Genomic DNA, 18,234 nt, shown 5'->3' with positions numbered 1-18,234 from the left:
AATTATCTGGATATAAATATCCATGAATAATTACGTATGCTAGTCATGCTGCAAACTCTTAGGTGAAATTTAGTGAGATTTACAAATTTAAACCATTGGTCAATTAATGTTGATAATTCCTAGCGGGATTATACTGCAAAATAATTAATGTAATCATACGTGTAAATTTAGGTGACGTCAATGATTATTTTGAGATTTTTGGTATAAATGTTTTTTATAACACAGTTTTGGATATTAGTTATGTTTTAAGGGTAGATATCAAAGGAATTTCGAGCTTATTTAGATGTGATCTACGTGAGGTTTTGGATTGGAAGATAACTGGGTTTAATTAATATGACATTAATATTACATCGCCTGGTTATTAATATGTTAGATAATTGTTTTTTATAAATTCTCATGTTAAGTTTGTGATAAAAACGACGGTTTCATTGTCTCATTTATGTCAGGTGTCATTTAAGCAAATTTATGTCTATCCGATTAGATTTATGCTATTCATTAAGTCCGTGTTAAAATTCTAGTTATTATAGTATAGATTTATTTATTTGCTGCTGTAAAGGACTAATTGTAATCTTTTATCATTTTTTTTACATAAGAATGAAAAAAGCCCTGCAAAATGCAGGACTTGTCCAATATTTATACATTTTATTGTATTTTAATTATAATTACTAAGGCGATTCAGGTGGGCGCTTCCCACGCTTCAGTTCATTTATGCTTAAACCAAAATCCATTTGCAAATGAGGATAATCCGGAAAGTTAGCCCAATCTCCTCCCCACGTAAAACCCAGCTCCTTGGCCATATCTACGACTTCCATCCAGTCTGCTTGACCATTCCCGTTATCATCACGTTCCATATCCCATACGACATCACCATCTGGCGTACGAAGTGCAAAATCAATTGCCAATCCATAGTTGTGATAGGACTCTCCGCCTCGAGCATTGGTAACTATATTTCCAGCGTTAGAACGACCTTGGTTGAATAACTCATCCTGCTCTTCTATACTCCGATAACCATGGGTAATGACGACTTCTATACCACGTCGGGCTGCTTTACGTACCAATAGCTCCTCGCTCTCTGCTACTACCGGGTGGAGACCTGTAATTGGTGTAACATCTTGAATATGTTCTGGCCACATCTCGTACGTGCTTTCTTTTTGTTGCAGCCACACATATAAAATCGAAAGCAGCAGAGTAGCTATAAGCCACAAACGCAAACTCTTCTTTCGCTTCTGCTGCTCTTTTCTTTTGGTTTTGTTCATATGCCACTCCTGGTGTTTGACTATTATAAATAGAAAAATGATTCATATCATACTTTACTCAAGTCTATAATATAATCTATTATAAATCATTTGCATCCCAATTGCTTATCTCCCACCAGTTTGAACTTGCCATGAATATAAGCATAAGCAACCTGTTCACTAATTCTTTATTTTTCTATACACAAAAAAGCAGCCGGCGATAAGCCGGCTGCTTCGTATGCAAGCTGAGTAAGACTACTCAGTTGTGTATGGCAGCAATGCGATTTGACGGGAGCGTTTGATCGCAATCGTCAGCATGCGTTGATATTTAGCGCTAGTACCTGTTACACGGCGTGGCAAAATTTTTCCACGTTCGCTGATAAATTTACGAAGCAAGTCCGTATCTTTATAATCGATGTGAGTAATTTTGTTAGCTGTGAAGAAGCACACTTTACGACGTTTGTTACGGCCGCCACGGCGAGCCGGTCTTTTATCGTTGTCTCCGCCTTCTCTTTGCTTGAAGCTCATGCTTTTCAGTCCTTTCCTATCGTTAAACCAATCACTCCTAAGAGCCTTGATTCACGTTAAAATGGCAAATCATCATCCGATATATCAATCGGTTTTCCGTCATCGGAAAAAGGATCCTGATTGTTGCTACGCGAATTATTGTTATTGTTCGCGCGCCCGCCGCCTCCGTAAGAAGGCTCTTCACGCATCGGTTGCCCACCGCCGCCACCGTTGTTATCACGGTTAGCTGACTCCAAGAAACGGACGTTATCGGCAATGACTTCGGTCACGTATACACGTTTTCCTTCGTTATTCTCGTAGTTCCGTACTTGAATGCGTCCTTCGACTGCAGCTAGGCGTCCTTTGCGCAAATAGTTTGCACAAGTCTCAGCAAGCTGTCTCCAGGTTACGACCGGAATAAAATCCGCTTCCCGCTCTCCCCCTTGGCTTGTAAACGGTCTGTCCACTGCCAAAGTAAATTGCGTTACTGCTACTCCTGCTGGAGTATAACGCAACTCAGGATCCCGGGTTAACCGGCCGATCAGAATGACACGGTTCAACAATGTAATCCCCTCCTTCAGAGCGTATTGGTGCGTTAATCACGAGTTGTCTTAGGCAGACTTAACATCGTTCGTAATGAGATAACGAATTACTTCGTCAGAAATCTTCATGAGACGCTCAAGCTCAGTAACTACTGCTGGTTCAGCAGTGAAGTGTACCAGAACATAAACACCATCACGGAATTTCTTGATCTCATACGCAAGACGGCGTTTACCCATAACGTCGTGAGCTGTAACTTCACCACCGCCGTTGGAGATGATGCCTTGGAATTTATCGACTGTAGCTTGAACAACTTCTTGCTCAACGTCAGGACGAATAATGTACATCACTTCATATTTGCGCATAATTTTCACCTCCTTATGGACTCTGGCCCTCAATCCAGGTTGAGAGCAAGGAACGAGCACAAACTCGAACTATATTAATATAACAAAAACAAAGCTCCAATGCAAGCAAACGTTCCCTGTTCTTATTGGCACATGTTCGTTCCATTTATGGAGCACACTATGGAGGCAGTAATAAGAAAATATCTAAGGAGGTCTTACCATGGGTGAACAAACTGAATTTGAAAAAGGTGACAAAGCACCGAATGATGGAGAGTATACGGAAGTCGGAGAAAAAAGCTTCCACACTGAAATTCAAAATCCTAGACGGATAACCCTCAAAAAAGGGGAGTCCTTCCCTGAAACGAGCAACCAGAACCGGAAGTGGAAGAGACTGACAAAGGCCCGCGTTCATTAAAAGAAAACTTTTTATAATGCATGTATATAAAACGTGATAATGCACATAATAGAATCAGGCGGTACACGAGAGAGGTGTGGTTCCGTTGGACAACGCAGCCGATCGTGTAATGTTGGAGATTCATCACGTAATCTAAGAAGCAAGTGGTTGTGTGTAAGGCCCTTCGTCTGAGCACGAGTACTGCATTCGCAGTACGCCAGGTTTCTGATCTTACGACCGATTGTTTCCTAACTAACCGATGTACCGCCGACAAGGAGCCCTTTGGGGCTCTTTGTTTTTGCTTTGCAGCTTTTACAAACCGTTTCCTACGGAACAAAACAAAAAACCTCCCATATAGGAAGGTCTAATTACTTTCTTTATACAAACTCAATATATCCGAGTGTATTACAAATCCATGGGTCAAAAGCTGTAAGTGGCGGAAAGGGTGGGATTCGAACCCACGCACGCTGTGACACGCCTAGCTGATTTCGAGTCAGCCCCCTTGGGCCTCTTGGGTACCTTTCCGCAGCAATATTGATTATAGCATGATCAATTACAGAACGCAACACCTAGCTTTGCTTGGATGAAAACGTTATTTTGGGCGAAGTTTGCTGCAGAACTTCTCTTTAGGATTCCGCAGCATCTTCAGCCGAGCGAAGTACCTTTTTCATGTTTTTTTCGAATTTAGCTCTTGGAATAAGTACACTGTGTTTACAGCCAACGCATTTGATCCGGATGTCCATGCCCATTCGAATGATCTCCATCTCATTGCTTCCACAGGGATGCTGCTTTTTCATCTGTACAACGTCTCCGAGCTGGAAACTTTTACGCTCCACCAGTACCATTCCCTTCGTCCTTCTCCTGCCCCGCTGCCTGCTCCAATGCAGCGAGCTTGCCCATCTCATGATACTCCATTGTTTTCTTCACATCACTTTGGATCTGACGCTCTACCGAGGCTCTTGAATTTGGCATGCACTCAGAGACAATCCGAACGACATATTCCGAAGTAGACATGGACTGAATGCCGAGCACGTCTGGAACCTTCACAATGTTAAGGTCACGCTCCTCGATCCCAATCAAAGCCTGCTTAACCAAGTGAACGGATTCGTCCAATGTCTGGTCTCCCTTCATCGGGATATCTACAACTGCAAGGGAATTAGACATGGAAAAGTTCGTTACACTCGCAATTGTACCGTTCGGGATGATATGGACTTCACCTTGCCAACTCACCAATTTGGTCGTTCTCAGTCCAATTACTTCGACCGTACCTTTATAGGTACCTGTCTGAATGACGTCCCCTACAGCGAATTGGTCCTCTAATATAATGAAGAAACCGGTAATAACATCTTTGACCAATCCCTGTGCACCGAAACCTATTGCAAGTCCAAGAACACCGGCACTGGCCAAGAGTGGACCGACTTGTATATTGATCTCAGATAACAGTAACAGAATCATTATGAAATTACACGTTATGGAAGTCGCATTTTTCAGCAATTCACCTACCGTCACAAATCTGCGCGGGTTTACGCGAACTTTGCCTTCCTGCTTTCGTTCCAGGCTGCGATCGATGATGCGGTAAACGATCTTAATCACAATGCGGGTGATAATAAAAATAATAACAATACGAATCGAGCTGAATAGAATGTTTAGCCACATATCAGCATCGGTAACGGAGTTCCATAACTTATCTGTCCAGCGAAGAGCCTCGTCTACAGTAGCTTTCACCTTGCCGTCATCGGTTTCTGGCGTTGTTGCTTGTGCAGCAAATCTAAAAGGCAACATAGATCCATCCTCCTCTACATGGGTATGTTATCATAGCTGTCTTCGGTTTTAAAATAGAGGCCGCGGATCTCCACAAACTCGTTCCGAATGATCTGCTGCACTCTCGCCAGATCTTCTTTTGGAAACTGTATACAAAGCGCACAGCCAGCCGTGATCTCTTTCGGGGTAGGAAACAGATCAATTTCAATCTCGGCAAACTCAAGCAGCATCTCCGCTCGCAAAGCCTGCTGGGTAGAATCAAACGCAATCAGCATCCAATCATCCATCCACTCGTCCATAACCGGCTCCTTTCTGCTTTTCCTGCCTCCTCCAAGGTCAGAGTCCCAACACCCGACCCTTTAGAAAAGGCTTGTCCTTAGGACGTATAAAATCTTCTATCCTTCCATATACTGTTACTACCATTCTCAAGGGGAAAGGATAGATCCTATGAATCCCATTTCGCGTTCTTATTCATCCCAAGATATGACCAGTTTGAAAATTCCACATACCGATCCAGGCATCCACTCCGCCATTATACATCGTTTAATGTTCCATCTCTATAAGGCTCATTCTCTTCAAAATGTCGTCATTGTCTGCATCGGCACAGATCGCTCCACCGGAGACTGCCTCGGTCCTCTGGTCGGTTCTTCACTTGCCAAGTGGGACAGCCCTTTATTCCATCTGTATGGCACATTGGACGAACCTGTACATGCGATGAACCTGCAAGACACCCTTAATACGATACAGAATACACACCATAACCCGTATGTCATTGGGATTGATGCTTGTCTCGGTCAGTCTTCCAGTGTCGGTTGTATCCAGGTTGTCAATGGACCTCTTAAACCTGGAGCGGGCGTAAATAAAGAATTACCGCCGGTCGGCGATATCCATCTTACTGGTATCGTTAACGTCGGCGGCTTTATGGAATACTTTGTTCTGCAAAACACACGGCTCAGTCTTGTCATGCGCATGTCTGAAATTATAGCGAGCAGTCTTTACTCAGCCATTCGCGAATGGCATACACGCTCTACTCTGCTTGCTGTGCCAGAGTAATTGCCTCTTTCTCTTCAGGGGATAGTGTATACGTTGACTCTCCCCCTTTAAGAGGCTTGGCATACACATAAGAACCATCACGATTGTAGATCCCTGTGAGGATCATACCATCTTGATTATCATTAATCATGGCCATCGAGAAGCTTAAGTCACTTCCTCTTTCTCCATAGGCATTATAGCGTTTCACGCCAACTTTCCCCTGGATACGAGTCAGTTTTTGCATGACAGTCTGTAGTTGACTGGTTTGCAGCTTATGCTCATCCTCAATGCTGTCCATCTGAATTTTCAGATTGATCAACAACGATTCCAGATCCTCTACCCCGCTGCCAGCCATCATCGCTTCGTATTTCCGTTTGAACTTGCGCAACTTCGCGCCTTGGGCAATACTCACAATCAGTAAGATCACCAATAATAATGCCATTCCGCCAATAATCCATAGCAGCTGTTCCAGAATCAGCTCGTTTAATTCAGCCATGTAGTGCAACTACCCCTCTGTTTGTTTGTTCAGTAACCATCCGTTCATTTAGCCAACGAACCACTATAGATTCGTAAGACCTTCCTCTTATAAATAAACCCTTTATCGGTAATGGCTAATCATTAATTCTCCAGTTTTTTTTGTGATGTATCTCAAATTTTTAAACTCTAATTCTGAAATGATATTAATTCACTTCGGTTTCGTCAATTCATGTACTGCTGCAATCAGTGCATCTATATCTTGGCTAGTCGTTGTGTACCCCACGCTGGCCCTGACAGCCCCGCTCAACGTTGTTCCGGCAGATTCATGAGCAAGTGGTGTACAGTGAAAACCGGAGCGAACAGCAATACCATAATGACGATCCAGCTGAAAAGCAAGCTGAGCAGAGTCATATCCCTCTATCGTAAAGGATACCAACCCAGTGCGTGGTTGTTCAAGTCCTGGGCCCAGCATTCGAATTCCCTGTACGGATGATAACCCGTGCATCATGTATTGTGTCAATTCCCATTCATGCTTATAGATTGATTCCGGGGTCAATTCCATCACATGCCTTACACCAGCTGCTAGACCTGCCATGCCTACTGTATTCGGTGTCCCCGCCTCATACCGGTCCGGACGAACAAGCGGCTGCCGAATGGCTTCAGACTGGCTGCCTGTACCTCCATGGAGAAGCGGCTCGACATCAAGCTCGGGAGCGATATAAAGTCCCCCTGTGCCCTGCGGACCGAGCAAGCCCTTGTGTCCTGGAAAGGCTAACATATCAATACCTAATTGCTGCACATTCACTGGCATAATGCCAGCACTTTGAGCGGCATCTACAAGCAATGTCGCCTGATGTTTATGGCATATAAGCGATATTTCGCCAATTGGTAAAATGCTGCCCAGCAGATTGGAACTATGAGTGCAGACTACCAGTCTAGTATTTGGACGGAACAGTCCTTCCATTTGAACCAAATCTATAGAACCTGATGCATTGAGAGGTACATAATCCACTTCTACCTTCCGAACCCTTCGCAAATATTCCAGAGGCCGCCTGACCGAGTTATGTTCAGCCATTGTAGCAATGACATGATCGCCTTCTCGCAGCCATCCTTGGATTGCAAGATTCAACGCTTCTGTCGTGTTGGAACCAAGTGCAATATCATTGGCATTACTTATGCCGAAAAGACTGGATAGAACCTTTCTCGTGTCAAAGAGTACACGGCTTGCTTGAACGGCCATTCTATGGCTGCCTCTGCCTGGGTTTGCTCCGGCAACATCGAGGGCGTTCATCATTGCTTCACCAACAGCAGGTGGTTTAGGCCATGATGTTGCAGCATGATCCAGATAAATCACTTCTTTCACCTCTTGACCACCTCTGTCCTGTTTGATGAGAAACCTGTATCTGCTCCTGAAAACAAACAATGACATATCGTTTCTCCATCGTACAGAGGCGATATGTCATCAGATGAAAAAGCCCCGCGTGTTGTAAGTTGATCATAACGATTGTCTATTGCAGTAATTCCAACAATCGTTCCAGATCCTGTTTGCTGTAGTAGTTGAGCTCGATTTTGCCTTTATCCTTGTTGTGCTTGATTTTTACTGTTGTTTTGAAACGTTCACGCAATGACTCTTCCACTGTATCAATAAACGGATCTTTTTTCTTGAGTTTGGATCTGGTTTTGGCTTCTCCAGATTTGGAACGATCCAGTTGCTGTACCGCTTCTTCCAGTTCACGTACACTCCATTGTTGATCAATGGTTTGTTTAGCCAGCTGTTTCACTATGTCCTCGTCTTTCACCCCGACAATGGCGCGTGCATGACCCATGGATAATGTTCCACGTGAAACATGATCTTTCACTTCATCCGGCAACGATAATAGACGCAGAAAGTTAGCGATATGAGAACGTGATTTCCCCACTTTGACAGACAACTCTTCCTGTGTCAGAGAGAATTGATCCATCAGACCCTGATAGGCGACAGCGACTTCCATCGCATTCAGATTCTCCCGTTGAAGGTTCTCAATCAAGGCAATTTCCATTACCTGCTGATCACTGAAATTACGGACTACTGCAGGGACTGTTGCATTACCACAGTACTGGGATGCTCTAAAACGGCGTTCCCCGGCAATAATCTCGTAACCTCTAAGTACCGTACGTACAATAATAGGTTGTATGACACCGTGTTGACGAATGGATTCCGCCAGTTCATGTATAGCATCCTCATCAAATACTTTCCGAGGCTGATAAGGGTTTGCCCGCAATTGACTAATCGGGATTTCTACGACCTTGTCATCGTCATTTATTGAAAGCGATGGAATGAGGGCATCCAGACCTTTTCCGAGCCGCTTACTCATACGATATCACTTCCTTTGCGAGCTCTAAATACACTTCTGCTCCTCGCGAACGGGGATCATACGTAATAATGGACTGTCCATGTGATGGAGCTTCACTAAGTCGCACATTACGCGGAATAATAGTTTGATACACTTTTTGTTGGAAATACTTTTTCACTTCTTCAATCACCTGAATCCCCAAGTTGGTGCGGGCATCAAACATGGTGAGCAGTACACCCTCTATTTGCAAAGAGGTATTCAAATGTTTCTGCACCAGACGAACCGTGTTGAGCAGCTGGCTTAACCCTTCAAGTGCGTAATACTCACACTGGATCGGAATGATCACCGAATCGGAAGCGGTTAACGAATTGATCGTTAACATGCCAAGGGATGGTGGGCAATCGATCAGTATGTAATCATAGTTTTTTTTCACCATGGCGAGTGACTTTTTCAAACGAACTTCCCGTGATATCGTGGATACCAACTCAATCTCGGCTCCGGCAAGTTGAATCGTTGCAGGTATGATATGAAGACCTTCAATTTGAGTTTCCACAATGGCTTCCTGAGGATGAACTTCGTTAATGATGACATCATATATACAATTGGCCACATCTGCTTTATTGATTCCGACTCCACTGGTCGTATTCCCCTGAGGGTCAATATCGACAAGCAATACTCTTTTCCCGAGTGAAGCCAGACCTGCACCCAAGTTAACAGATGTCGTCGTTTTCCCCACACCGCCCTTTTGATTTGCTACGGCCATAATCTTAGACAATTACTTCACCTCAAATAAAATAGGAGTCTTTTCTTGTAGGTTGTGAGATACAGTTAACTAAAAGCAGGTGGCTATCGTCCACACAAACAACAACTACCGTTTCGTTCTTCAAACACTCTCTTCAATTCAAGCCTCAACCAGCTCTATAGACAGAAAAAGCGGCCCCATTGCCGCCTTAAGCTTCAACTATTTGCGTTTCGGAATATGAATGACGATCTCGTAATGATCCTCGTGATCTGCTTCTTTGGTTTTGATATCCATTCCTGAACCAGACACCATATCAATCGATTGGCGAATTGTGTTCAGAGCCAGTCTGACATCTTTGGTAAATGAGATGCGTTTGGATTTTTTGATTTTGGAAGCTTCTTTGTAAAAGGCAACCCTTGCTTCGGTTTGTTTTACATTCAACTCTTTTTCAATAATTTCGCCAAGCAATTTCATTTGCAGTTCTTCTGAATCCAGCGATAGCAAAGCTCTAGCATGACGTTCGGAAACTTTACGTTCCATCAATGCAGTCTTAATTCCTTCCGGGAGCTGTAACAACCGAATTTTGTTGGCGATGGTTGACTGGCTTTTGCCCAAACGCTGTGCAAGACTTTCTTGCGTCAGCTGATGAAGATCAATCAACTTTTGATAAGCAACCGCTTCTTCAATGGATGTGAGCCCTTCACGCTGGAGGTTCTCAATCAATGCAATGGATGCAGCCTGTGAATCATTAAATTCACGCACAATGGCTGGAATATGATCCAGGCCCAGTTTTCGAACTGCACGCCAGCGACGCTCTCCGGCAATAATCTCATAGGATCCATTTCGTACACGGACAACAATAGGCTGAATGACTCCATGGGTTTTGATCGTCTGCAACAACTCATCAATCTTATCATCATCAAAAATAGTACGGGGTTGATACGGGCTGCTTACTATTTCATTGACCGGAATTTGTTTTATCTCATCTCCGTTATTGCGCTCCGCCAAACCAAACAACTTCGAAAATTGTTCTTTCATTCCGTAGATTACCACCTAGTTTCGTAATAGCTCCCGCAACAATGCAGGTGCTTCTTATTCTATATGCGACCCCTCATATGTTGTCGTTCTCGAATAAGTTTTGCCTTTTTACACCACGTTCTGATCCAATGTCTATGCTGCATACAAAATCTATTTATATATAATCTATGATCTCTGATACACAAGACCGGCTACTTCTATTCTATCATCTTTTCTATCATAATCCTATTCTAACCTATTCTTTAAACTCTCCTAATTTTCCTGCTTTTTCTCCGCCCATCTTGTCGGTTTTCTCCTGAATTGTTCCATTCTTTTCGCTGTTTTTGTTGTATAATCGTTCCTTGCTTTTGCTATGTATCTAAAAATAAAAAAAGGGATGTTTCACGTGAAACATCCCTTTCAATCTCTTTCTGCGCTGGCCCTTGGTTAGGATCGTTAACTGCAACAATCTTTGGCCAGAATTAGCCCTTTTATTGATGGCTTCACACGAGACTCTAAAACTCAATTACTAAACCAACGGAGTCTTCAGCGGCGTCCCCGGTTTACGAGGATATTTATGAGGCGTTTTGTCAAACTTTTGAATCAAAATAATATGACGCGCCGACTCCTCTACCGGTAACTGGAACGGATGGACAGCTTTGACCCGTCCTCTCAGCTGATTGAAGCTGAATTCTGCTTCCTTCATTTCTTCACGCGGATCTCCGCCCTTCATCGCGGCAAACATCCCACCTTTGCGTACAAATGGCAAACAAAATTCATTTAGTACCGCCAGCTTCGCTACTGCACGCGCAGTAACCAAATCGTAGCTGTCCCGATACCCTTCTTTACGTCCCAATTCCTCCGCACGGCCATGAATCAACTCCACTCCCGTTAGACCGAGTGTATCCACGACATGCTGCAGAAATCCAATACGCTTATTGAGTGAATCAATGATCGTCAGCTTTATGTGCGGGAAGCAAATTTTAAGTGGTATGCCGGGGAAGCCTGCTCCAGAGCCAATATCAGCAAGATTCTCCACTTTCGTCATATCTGTATAAAAAGCCAGAGATACCGAATCATAAAAATGCTTGGTATATACCTGCTCCCGTTCCGTAATCCCTGTCAGGTTCATTTTTTCATTCCAGGATACCAATTCCTGAAAATACAATTCGAACTGTTCCAGCTGGCGTTCATCCAGCTCCAAACCGTGCTCTTTCAGCCGAAGCTGCAATTGCTGTTGAATATCGTCCATTATTGTCCCCTTGCTGCGGTTACACGGTTATAATGCTCCAGGTAGACCAGCAGAATGGAAATGTCCGCAGGAGTGACCCCGGCGATCCGGGAAGCCTGACCAATTGAAATTGGACGAATGGTGGACAGCTTTTGCTTCGCTTCCATTGCCAGACCATGAACATCATTATATTCAATCGTATCCGGAATTTTCTTCTTCTCCATCTTTTGCAAACGTTCCACGTGGATCAATTGCTTCTCAATATAACCCGCATATTTAATTTGGATTTCCACTTGTTCCTTCATATCTGCCGTCAGTTCCACCTCAGATGGTGAGACCTGTTCAATCCAATCATACGTAATTTCTGGACGACGCAATAGGGTAAGAAGTGTGCTTCCATCCTGAATAGGTGTGGAGCCAAATTCTTCAAGCTTCGGATTTACATCCGCGGGACGTGCCTTAGCAGCTTTCAGACGTTCAACTTCCACATCCACTTTGGCCTTCTTGTCGAGGAATTTCGCATAACGCTCCTCCGATACCAGACCAATGTCATGACCAATTTCCGTCAAACGCATATCTGCATTATCATGACGAAGCAGCAAACGATATTCAGCACGGGATGTGAGCAGACGATAAGGTTCATTTGTTCCTTTAGTCACCAGGTCATCAATCAACACGCCAATATAACCTTGGGAACGATCGAGGATAACAGGCTCTTTACCTTGTACTTTGCGCGCTGCGTTGATCCCCGCCATAATGCCTTGTCCTGCTGCCTCTTCATAGCCGGAAGTACCGTTGATTTGGCCCGCTGTGAACAGACCCGGCAGACGTTTCGTTTCAAGCGAAGGCCAGAGCTGTGTAGGTACCATTGCATCGTATTCAATGGCATAACCATTACGCATCATTTCCACTTTTTCCATTCCTGGAATCGAACGCAGAACGGCAAGCTGAACATCCTCAGGCAGGCTGGTAGACAGTCCTTGTACATAATACTCGGATGTATTTTTACCTTCTGGCTCCAGGAAGATCTGATGTTTCGGCTTGTCGCTGAAACGAACGATTTTATCCTCAATGGATGGGCAGTAACGTGGACCAGTGCCTTCAATAACTCCCGAGAACATCGGCGCACGATGCAGGTTATCATTAATGATCTGATGTGTTTCTACCGAAGTGTACGTCAACCAGCATGGCAGCTGTTCGTTGTCCGAAGATTCGGTCTCATAGGAAAAGAATTTCGGTACATCGTCTCCCGGTTGAATTTCCGTTTTGCTAAAATCAATCGTATCCTTATGCACACGAGGTGGTGTACCTGTTTTGAAACGTACCAGATCGAAGCCAAGCTCACGCAAATGCTCCGACAATTTAAGCGAAGGCTGTTGATTGTTTGGTCCACTTTCGTACATCAGCTCACCCATGATCACTTTACCGCGCAGATAAGTGCCTGTAGTGAGAACAACCGCTTTGGCGCGATACTCTGTACCTGTCTGGGTCACGACACCTACACAATGTCCGTCCTCAACAATCAGGCGGTCTACCATACCTTGACGCATCGTGAGATTACGCTCGTTTTCCATCGTTTCCTTCATTGTATGCTGATAGGAGAACTTGTCCGCCTGAGCACGCAGCGCATGAACGGCTGGACCTTTCCCTGTGTTGAGCATTCTCATCTGAATAAACGTCTTATCGATGTTCCGTCCCATTTCACCGCCAAGTGCATCAATCTCACGTACGACATGTCCTTTCGCCGGTCCCCCAATGGATGGGTTACAAGGCATGAAGGCCACCATATCCAGATTAATTGTAATCATCAGTGTTTTGGATCCCATACGGGCTGCGGCCAGTGCTGATTCTACACCTGCATGCCCAGCACCAACGACGATTACATCATAACTGCCGCCATCAAAAGCCATTTCTGTTACCTCCTTATGCCGCTGCACCTTTTTTCTATGCATGCGGTCTGTTGTTAAAAGCGATACGCCCCTCTATTCCTCGGGGTCATTCCGATCTATATCAAGCCATCAAGTCTGCTGTCCCTGCAGACGTCATTGCCATGTTGACCATCCAACTGGGGATAGACTTCATTATCATACTACTTTTCACAGGAAGTATGTTTGTTCTATTTTACTTTCCTAGACAGAACTGGGAGAAAATCTGATCAATCAGCGCATCATGTGCCGTATCGCCCACAATCTCCCCAAGGTGCTCCCACGCCAACCGTACGTCAATCTGAATCATGTCAATCGGAATCAGCTGTTCTGCTGCTTCATATGCGTCGATAAGGGATTGTTTTGCTTTTTTGAGCAACGCAATATGACGCACATTGCTGACATAGGTCAAGTCTGCCGATTCCAGCTTGCCGCTGAAGAACAACGTCGAGATCGCTTCTTCCAACCGATCGACTCCCAGATCATCCTTTACTGACATGGGAACAAGCCGTTCTTCCGGAATATAGCGAAGCAGGATCTCACGGTCTGCCTGCGGAGCTAAGTCCATTTTATTCATAATGATAATTGATTGTCTACCGCGGATTTGTTCCAATAATTCGATCTCATCCTGGTGCAGTGGCTCTGCCGCATTAATCACCATCAACAACAGATCTGCTTCTGCAACCGCCGAGCGGGAACGTTCCACTCCGATTCTCTCCACGACGTCCATCGTTTCCCGAATACCGGCTGTATCCAGCAGCTTAAGTGGAATGTTGTTAATCGTTACAAACTCCTCAATGACATCACGTGTCGTCCCCGGAATGTCCGTTACAATGGCCCGGTTATCCTGTGCGAGTGCATTGAGCAGTGAGGATTTGCCTACGTTCGGTCGTCCAACAATAGCCGTTGTAATCCCTTCACGTAGTATCTTGCCCTGTTCTGCTGTTACGAGCAATTTATCGATTTCAGACATGACCAGACTCGATTTTTCTTTGATAAAGTCAGCGGTTAACGACTCCACATCATGCTCGGGATAGTCGATATTCACCTCGATATGTGCGAGAGTCTCCACCAAGGTGTGTCTCAGATCCCGCAATTTGGACGACAGTTTCCCTTCCACTTGTTTGAGTGCAACGGAGAAAGCTCTATCCGATTTGGATCGAATAAGGTCCATAACCCCTTCCGCCTGTGACAGATCGATACGTCCATTGAGAAAAGCACGCTTTGTAAACTCACCCGGCTCCGCCAGACGAATATCGAGCTGAAGCAGAAGATCCATGACTCTTTTAACAGAGACAACTCCACCGTGAGCACTGATCTCAACCACATCTTCCGTGGTAAATGACCGGGGGGCACGCATGACCGTAACCAAAACTTCCTCAATTTTCTCACCGCTGCCTGGTTCAATAATATGACCATAGTGAACCGTGTGAGACGCTGCCTGAGTTATAGGGGTTTTACTGCGGAATATCTTCTCCGTCTCCGATACTGCATCCGGGCCGCTGACCCGGATAACAGCGATCCCTGCTTCCCCAACAGCCGTTGATATCGCTGTGATCGTATCACTGATCATCGTTATCTCTCCTTGCTCTATTTTAAAATGGCCGTCCTTCCGGAGCGACATATGAATTTCACTATTTAGGTATCTCAACAAATACTTATTTACGAAAAAAGCAATGGCTTCTGCACCGGGCAGGAAGCCATTGCGTCTTCAATTTCGTGTTATTTCGTCATAATGACCACACGCCGATTGGGCTCCTCGCCCTTACTATACGTTTTAATCTGCGGGTGATTTTGCAGTTTCGCATGAATGACTTTGCGTTCGAGTGGAGGCATCGGCTCCAGGACAACTTCCTTGCCGGAACGGATCGCTTGTCCAGCCAGTCGTTCAGCCAGATCTTCAAGTGTCTTCCGCCGGCGCTGCCGGAAATTCTCCGCATCAAGCACAATTCGAACGAAACTTTCCGAATAACGATTAGCTACAATGTTCGTCAGATATTGCAGTGCATCCAGCGTCTGCCCACGTCTGCCAATAATCATGCCAAGGTCTTCCCCGGCAATATTGAAAATATGCCCATCGCGCTGTTTTTTGATGTCCACTTCAACATCCAGTCCCATACCTGCTGCTACTTCTTTTAGGAAAGCAGCCGCTTCCTCATAGGGATTTTTAGCTGCGACATCCTCAAGTTTAGCTTCAACCTGAGGTACATGTGCGGCCGGCTCGACCCGCTGTGGAACAGCTTCGGGTACAGGCAGTAGTTTCAGTTCAACTTTCGCCGCCTTTACCCCGATCAAACCCAGGAATCCTTTTGACGGCTGCTCTAACACTTGTATCTCGACCTTGTCCCGGCTTACGCCAAGCTCAGCCAATCCTTGTTTTACAGCATCTTCAACGGTTTTTCCTGACGCAATGACTTTGGTCATTTCGATTTTTTGGCCCCTTTCGACCCTTTTCCAGAGACGGTTGCCTTGCCACCGTTTTTGCGTTTAGCTCCGTTTTTGGAGGAACTATTCTGCTTCACGTTGACCTCAGCCACGACTTTATCATTATTCCGGTAAAGGAAATAGTTTTGCACGATCGTGTAAATGTTACTGTAGAACCAGTACAGCGGCAACGCTGAAGGGAACTGGTAAGACATGACGAAGATCAAGATTGGATATACCCATAGCATGAACTGCATTGGTCCAACCTGCTGTGCAGGATTCATGCGCATCATCATCCACGTTTGTACGAATGTGGTGATGGCCGCCAGCACAGGCAAAATAAACAGGTGATCCGGCGCTCCAAGTTGAAGCCACAGGAAGTCATGTGTTCTCAGACTGGAGTTACCGTAAATTGAGTTATAAAGTGCGATGTAAATCGGCATCTGAATCAGAAGTGGCAGACAACCCGCCATCGGATTAACTTTGTTCTCCTGAAACAACTTCATCGTTTCTTGCTGAACTTTCTCAGGTGTATCTTTATACTTGGCTTGAATCTCCTTCAACTGAGGCTGAATCGCCTGCATGGCTTTGGAGCTGCGGACCTGCTTCATTGTCAAAGGCAAAATCAACGTCCGCACAATCAGCACCATCACTAGGACAGCTAGTCCATATTCACCGTTAAACCAGTTGGCAAATGTATCGAGCGCCAGTGAGAACCAGTAAATAACATTGCTTTGCCAAAATGAGTCACTGGTTCTCAGATCTTCCGTCGTAACTCCGGATCCTTGCGGAGTACATCCGGCCAGTACGGTGACCATTGCAATGACTGCAATGAGGAGAATCCACTTCCCCTTTGATGTCTTCAATCGCGACACTTCATAACCCCTCTCTTAACCATTCCATTCCACCGTAAATCATACCATAATTAGGAGGACAAATAAACCGAAGCTTACCGTTTGTTCGGCTTTAGAAGAGCCGCTTTGCGCATGACGTGCAGCAGACTTTTCTCCATTTCCTGATAGGTCATGTCCAGTGCACCTTTTCTTACGATGAAGATCAGGTCCATTTGCGTGACAATCTCCTTCTCACGGTGCCTTATAATTTCCTTAATCATGCGTCTCATCCGGTTGCGTACGACAGCGTTTCCGATTTTCTTGCTGCATGATACGCCAACCCGGAATTGCTCCGTATCTTTACGGCGGCAGCCATACACCACGAATTGATGATTGGCAAAAGATTTCCCATACCGGTATACGCGGCTAAAGTCCGCCCGGTTTCGCAAACGCAGTCTTTTATACACGGCGCTTCTCCTTGCTGTTCTCCACCATCGATATTGACGGAGGCCTCATTACTGATTTAGTATAGGCTTTCTTGAATAACGGTAAACCGCTCTGACGACAACTTCATTATATATAAGGAAACTTTTTAAAAATTTCGTGACTTATTCATCGTGCTTCATTAAAACATGAGTGGTCGCTTGAACACTTTTTCGCAGCCAATTCAGACCTGATCTATACCAGCATCCAGTCTGAAATGACCTATTTAAGAAAAAAAAGACCACCTCGGTGGTCTTCTCATGCATTAAGCACTCAGGACTTTACGGCCTTTCAGGCGACGTGCAGCCAAAACTTTACGGCCGTTGCTCGTGCTCATTCTTTTCCGGAAACCATGAACTTTTTTACGTTTGCTTACGTTCGGTTTGAATGTAGGTCTCAATGTATTGCACCTCCTTACAAGGAAATACTTATGTGATGAATCATTTTCATCTTCACAGAAAACACCTTTTTATATTTAACCACGTACACCTGGAAAAGTCAACTCTAACCCACGTAGCTTCTCCCTCTTTTTATAGCCATTTCCAGTCTCCCCTCAGAGCTCAATTCGATCCTCACCGAATCTATTCTGTTTGAGTCAGGATTTGTGGTGGCAAAAGTTATCCCCAAATAAGCTTTTAACGTGATCACTCCCCCAATTTCACGGTTATCCACACCCCGGAATCACTCTATTCCCTCCTGTTTTGTAATCCTTAAGTTATTCACATGTGGATAACGAATATTTATTTTTATCTGTATATTAGCTAGTCCTTAATAAATCCATTTCACCGTTTCTACAGTATCGTTAAATCACTACGTGTTGAATTTTTCTCATATCATTTATTCAAAGTTTAAAATTTGATGTATCCGCTTTAATTGAAGGTTTACAAGTTTTCAAGAAAGGTGTAGGATAAAAATCACATCTTGTATACAAGTATACTTATGGGTCATTTCAGTTC

General features: G+C 44.7%; 21 protein-coding genes and 1 tRNA gene. 2 read left to right on the top strand and 20 right to left on the bottom strand.

What is annotated here, in order from left to right; translation table 11 throughout:
- Positions 1-665: 665 nt before the first annotated feature.
- The 4 genes from AAIH57_RS19950 to rpsF form a co-directional block, all read right to left on the bottom strand.
- The gene (locus tag AAIH57_RS19950; RefSeq protein ID WP_430022740.1) at positions 666-1,256 is read right to left on the bottom strand and encodes a M15 family metallopeptidase; all 591 of its coding nucleotides are present in this window, start codon (positions 1,254-1,256) and stop codon (positions 666-668) included.
- Positions 1,257-1,490: 234 nt separating this feature from the next.
- Complete coding sequence (rpsR, locus tag AAIH57_RS19945) at positions 1,491-1,763, bottom strand: 30S ribosomal protein S18 (protein WP_062327715.1); 273 nt, start codon at positions 1,761-1,763, stop codon at positions 1,491-1,493.
- A 56-nt stretch (positions 1,764-1,819) separates the two neighbouring features.
- Complete coding sequence (gene ssb, locus AAIH57_RS19940; RefSeq protein WP_024629535.1) at positions 1,820-2,305, bottom strand: single-stranded DNA-binding protein; 486 nt, start codon at positions 2,303-2,305, stop codon at positions 1,820-1,822.
- Between the two features lie 48 nt (positions 2,306-2,353).
- Complete coding sequence (gene rpsF / locus AAIH57_RS19935) at positions 2,354-2,647, bottom strand: 30S ribosomal protein S6 (RefSeq protein ID WP_024629534.1); 294 nt, start codon at positions 2,645-2,647, stop codon at positions 2,354-2,356.
- 199 nt (positions 2,648-2,846) lie between these two features.
- On the opposite strand from rpsF, the gene AAIH57_RS19930 reads away from it, so the two are divergent.
- Complete coding sequence (locus AAIH57_RS19930; protein ID WP_095293500.1) at positions 2,847-3,041, top strand: YjzC family protein; 195 nt, start codon at positions 2,847-2,849, stop codon at positions 3,039-3,041.
- A 413-nt stretch (positions 3,042-3,454) separates the two neighbouring features.
- Here the strand turns inward: AAIH57_RS19930 and AAIH57_RS19925 are convergent.
- The 4 genes from AAIH57_RS19925 to AAIH57_RS19910 form a co-directional block, all read right to left on the bottom strand.
- Positions 3,455-3,545: transfer RNA gene (locus AAIH57_RS19925), tRNA-Ser, on the bottom strand.
- Between the two features lie 101 nt (positions 3,546-3,646).
- Positions 3,647-3,856, bottom strand: a complete 210-nt coding sequence (locus AAIH57_RS19920) for a DUF951 domain-containing protein (RefSeq protein WP_175394218.1) — start codon at positions 3,854-3,856, stop codon at positions 3,647-3,649.
- The gene (locus tag AAIH57_RS19915; protein ID WP_430022739.1) at positions 3,846-4,802 is read right to left on the bottom strand and encodes a mechanosensitive ion channel family protein; all 957 of its coding nucleotides are present in this window, start codon (positions 4,800-4,802) and stop codon (positions 3,846-3,848) included. Before AAIH57_RS19915 ends, AAIH57_RS19920 begins: the two co-directional genes overlap by 11 nt.
- Positions 4,803-4,816: 14 nt before the next feature.
- The gene (locus AAIH57_RS19910; RefSeq protein ID WP_095293526.1) at positions 4,817-5,068 is read right to left on the bottom strand and encodes a DUF3343 domain-containing protein; all 252 of its coding nucleotides are present in this window, start codon (positions 5,066-5,068) and stop codon (positions 4,817-4,819) included.
- Positions 5,069-5,228: 160 nt separating this feature from the next.
- Between AAIH57_RS19910 and yyaC the strand changes: the two genes are divergently transcribed.
- The gene (yyaC, locus tag AAIH57_RS19905) at positions 5,229-5,834 is read left to right on the top strand and encodes a spore protease YyaC (protein ID WP_175394198.1); all 606 of its coding nucleotides are present in this window, start codon (positions 5,229-5,231) and stop codon (positions 5,832-5,834) included.
- Here yyaC and AAIH57_RS19900 read toward each other — a convergent pair.
- The 12 genes from AAIH57_RS19900 to rpmH all read right to left on the bottom strand — a co-directional run bounded on the left by AAIH57_RS19900 (position 5,809) and on the right by rpmH (position 17,678).
- Complete coding sequence (locus tag AAIH57_RS19900) at positions 5,809-6,309, bottom strand: DUF4446 family protein (protein ID WP_413036572.1); 501 nt, start codon at positions 6,307-6,309, stop codon at positions 5,809-5,811. The two genes, yyaC and AAIH57_RS19900, sit on opposite strands and share 26 nt — an antisense overlap.
- Before the next feature lie 189 nt (positions 6,310-6,498).
- Entirely contained in the window at positions 6,499-7,653 is a 1,155-nt protein-coding gene (locus AAIH57_RS19895; RefSeq protein ID WP_430022738.1) for an aminotransferase class V-fold PLP-dependent enzyme, read from the bottom strand.
- A 145-nt stretch (positions 7,654-7,798) separates the two neighbouring features.
- Positions 7,799-8,644, bottom strand: coding sequence for a ParB/RepB/Spo0J family partition protein (locus AAIH57_RS19890; RefSeq protein WP_430022737.1), 846 nt, complete (start codon positions 8,642-8,644; stop codon positions 7,799-7,801).
- Entirely contained in the window at positions 8,637-9,398 is a 762-nt protein-coding gene (locus AAIH57_RS19885; protein ID WP_095293506.1) for a ParA family protein, read from the bottom strand. The genes AAIH57_RS19890 and AAIH57_RS19885 overlap by 8 nt, the downstream gene beginning before the upstream one ends.
- Before the next feature lie 186 nt (positions 9,399-9,584).
- Complete coding sequence (noc, locus tag AAIH57_RS19880; protein WP_413036575.1) at positions 9,585-10,403, bottom strand: nucleoid occlusion protein; 819 nt, start codon at positions 10,401-10,403, stop codon at positions 9,585-9,587.
- A 508-nt stretch (positions 10,404-10,911) separates the two neighbouring features.
- Complete coding sequence (gene rsmG, locus AAIH57_RS19875; RefSeq protein WP_430022736.1) at positions 10,912-11,634, bottom strand: 16S rRNA (guanine(527)-N(7))-methyltransferase RsmG; 723 nt, start codon at positions 11,632-11,634, stop codon at positions 10,912-10,914.
- Positions 11,634-13,523 carry a tRNA uridine-5-carboxymethylaminomethyl(34) synthesis enzyme MnmG gene (mnmG, locus tag AAIH57_RS19870; protein WP_175394204.1) on the bottom strand — a complete coding sequence of 630 codons (1,890 nt, stop codon included), beginning with the start codon at positions 13,521-13,523 and terminating at the stop codon, positions 11,634-11,636. Before mnmG ends, rsmG begins: the two co-directional genes overlap by 1 nt.
- A 211-nt stretch (positions 13,524-13,734) precedes the next feature.
- The gene (mnmE, locus tag AAIH57_RS19865) at positions 13,735-15,111 is read right to left on the bottom strand and encodes a tRNA uridine-5-carboxymethylaminomethyl(34) synthesis GTPase MnmE (protein ID WP_175394205.1); all 1,377 of its coding nucleotides are present in this window, start codon (positions 15,109-15,111) and stop codon (positions 13,735-13,737) included.
- Between the two features lie 149 nt (positions 15,112-15,260).
- Complete coding sequence (gene jag / locus AAIH57_RS19860; RefSeq protein ID WP_430022735.1) at positions 15,261-15,962, bottom strand: RNA-binding cell elongation regulator Jag/EloR; 702 nt, start codon at positions 15,960-15,962, stop codon at positions 15,261-15,263.
- The gene (locus AAIH57_RS19855; RefSeq protein WP_175394207.1) at positions 15,959-16,837 is read right to left on the bottom strand and encodes a YidC/Oxa1 family membrane protein insertase; all 879 of its coding nucleotides are present in this window, start codon (positions 16,835-16,837) and stop codon (positions 15,959-15,961) included. Before AAIH57_RS19855 ends, jag begins: the two co-directional genes overlap by 4 nt.
- Positions 16,838-16,911: 74 nt before the next feature.
- Complete coding sequence (rnpA, locus tag AAIH57_RS19850) at positions 16,912-17,262, bottom strand: ribonuclease P protein component (protein ID WP_175394208.1); 351 nt, start codon at positions 17,260-17,262, stop codon at positions 16,912-16,914.
- Positions 17,263-17,543: 281 nt separating this feature from the next.
- Entirely contained in the window at positions 17,544-17,678 is a 135-nt protein-coding gene (gene rpmH / locus AAIH57_RS19845; RefSeq protein WP_024629517.1) for a 50S ribosomal protein L34, read from the bottom strand.
- Positions 17,679-18,234: the final 556 nt, after the last annotated feature.

The sequence above is a fragment of the Paenibacillus sp. MABNR03 genome, assembly GCF_050455445.1.
Classification (GTDB): Bacteria; Bacillota; Bacilli; order Paenibacillales; family Paenibacillaceae; genus Paenibacillus; species Paenibacillus xylanilyticus.
Note: the sequence above shows the minus strand (reverse complement) of the source record. Positions and strands in the feature narration are given on the sequence as shown.